General features: G+C 70.0%; 2 protein-coding genes and 1 pseudogene. All 3 read right to left on the minus strand.

What is annotated here, in order from left to right; genetic code table 11:
* Positions 1-89: 89 nt before the first annotated feature.
* Positions 90-1,256, minus strand: coding sequence for an acyl-CoA dehydrogenase family protein (locus QH283_RS15835; RefSeq protein WP_280503754.1), 1,167 nt, complete (start codon positions 1,254-1,256; stop codon positions 90-92).
* Between the two features lie 59 nt (positions 1,257-1,315).
* Entirely contained in the window at positions 1,316-1,624 is a 309-nt protein-coding gene (locus QH283_RS15840; RefSeq protein ID WP_280503755.1) for a hypothetical protein, read from the minus strand.
* Positions 1,621-1,856, minus strand: a pseudogene (locus QH283_RS15845) (hypothetical protein); the annotation flags it as partial. The gene QH283_RS15840 and the pseudogene QH283_RS15845, both read right to left, overlap by 4 nt.

A 1,856-nucleotide genomic window follows, 5' to 3' on the forward strand; every position in this document is an offset into this window, starting at 1 on the left:
CCGCGGGGGCCCCCCCCCCGAGCCGATGCCGCCCGCCGCGCCGGTGACCAGGGCCGAGCGGCCGGTGAGATCGAACAGGTCGTTGGCCATCAGTAGCTCCTCGGCAGTCCCAGGGTGTGCGAACCCAGGTAGTTCAGGATCATTTCCTGGCTGACGGGCGCGATCTTCATCACGCGCGCCTCCCGGAAGTAGCGGGCCACGTGGTACTCCTCGGCGTAGCCCATGCCGCCGTGGGTCTGCAACGCCCGGTCGGCGGCGGCGAAGCCCGCGTCCGCGCACAGGTATTTGGCCGTGTTGGCCTCGCGGCCCGCGGGTTTGCCGTTGTCGTAGCGCCAGGTGGCCTTGCGCAGCACGAGTTCGGCGGCGTCGAGCCGGGCCAGCGCGTCGGCCAGCGGGAACTGGATGCCCTGGTTGGCGCCGATGGGCCGGTCGAAGACGACCCGCTCGCGGGCGTAGCGGACGGCGCGGTCGAGGGCGACCCGGCCGAGGCCGAGCGCCTCGGCGGCGATGAGCATGCGTTCGGGGTTGAGCCCGTCGAGCAGGTAGCGGAAACCCTGGCCCTCCTCTCCGACCCGGTCCTCGACCGGCACGCGCAGATCGTCGATGAACAGTTCGTTGGAGGTCACGGCATTGCGGCCCATCTTGTGGATGGGGCGGATGTCGATGTGCGCGCGGTCGAGATCGGTGAGGAACAGCGTCATGCCGTCGGTCTTCTTCGCGACCGCGTCGTAGGGGGTGGTCCTGGTCAGCAGCAGGATCTTCTCCGACTCCAGCGCCTTGGAGATCCACACCTTGCGTCCGTTGACCACGTAGTGGTCGCCCGCGCGCCGCGCGGAGGTGGTGATGCGCGGGGTGTCCAGTCCGGCGCCGGGTTCGGTGACGCCGAAGCAGACGTGCAGGTCGCCGGTCGCGATACGCGGCAGCGTGCGTGCCTTGAGCTCCTCGGAGCCGTACATGACGACCGGGTGCATGCCGAAGATGGACATGTGGATGGAGCTGGCCGCGTTCATGCCACCGCCGCAGCGCGCCACCTCCTCGGCCAGCAGGGTGGCCTCGGTGATGCCGAGCCCGTGGCCGCCGTACTCCTCGGGAATGGTGATGCCGAGCCAGCCGCCGCGCGCCACGGCCTGGTAGAACTCGGTGGGGAATTCGTGCGCCTGGTCCTTCTCCAGCCAGTACCGGTCGTCGAATCTGCGGCACAGTTCGGCCACCGATGCGCGGATCAGCTCCTGATCCTCGGTCAGCTCGAAGTTCATCCGCCTCCGCCTCTCGTGTCGGTGCCTCGGCTGCGCCGCCGGGGTCCGTGGCCGTCGCCTCAGTCCGACGCAGGCAGCGCCTTGGCCGCTTTGATGCTCAATCGCTCTCCGCCCAGGCGCAGTTCGCCCGCGCCGGAGTGGGTGCACAGCAGTTCCACGGTCTCGTCCCGGTCGACGTAGCGTTTGCCGATCAAGGTGACCGCGCCTTCGGCGGCCGGTCTGGCGGCCGGGGCATGCGCGACGGGCACCATGGGCGCCCCGCCGCAGGTCAGCTCGGGTGTCTGTCCGGCGGGCGCGCGCACGACGATCACTCTCGTCTCGCACACCGTGCTGGCGAACTGTTCCCCGGTGCGTAGTGAAGTGGTCATACCCCGATCTCCTCTCCGGTGACCCGATCGGCGAGCCGGTCGAGGTCGTAGGACTGCCTGGCGAGCCAGAACCGCAGGAAGTTGGTCAGCGAGTAGCGCAGGAACAGCGCGGAGCCCGTCACCGCCAGCGCGATGCCGAACAGCGCGAGCACGATGGCGTCGCGCTGGGCCAGCGGGTCGGTGGTGCCGTGCGACAGGACATAGGCGAGCAGGGCGAGCACCGGCCCGGCGG

The organism is Nocardia farcinica (assembly GCF_029867845.1).
Classification (GTDB): domain Bacteria; phylum Actinomycetota; class Actinomycetes; order Mycobacteriales; family Mycobacteriaceae; genus Nocardia; species Nocardia farcinica_A.

Bases quoted from the DNA above. Each gene is read 5' to 3' on its own strand.
- QH283_RS15835 (WP_280503754.1), bottom strand. From the start codon at position 1,256: ATGAACTTCGAGCTGACCGAGGATCAGGAGCTGATCCGCGCATCGGTG.
- QH283_RS15840 (WP_280503755.1), bottom strand. From the start codon at position 1,624: ATGACCACTTCACTACGCACCGGGGAACAGTTCGCCAGCACGGTGTGC.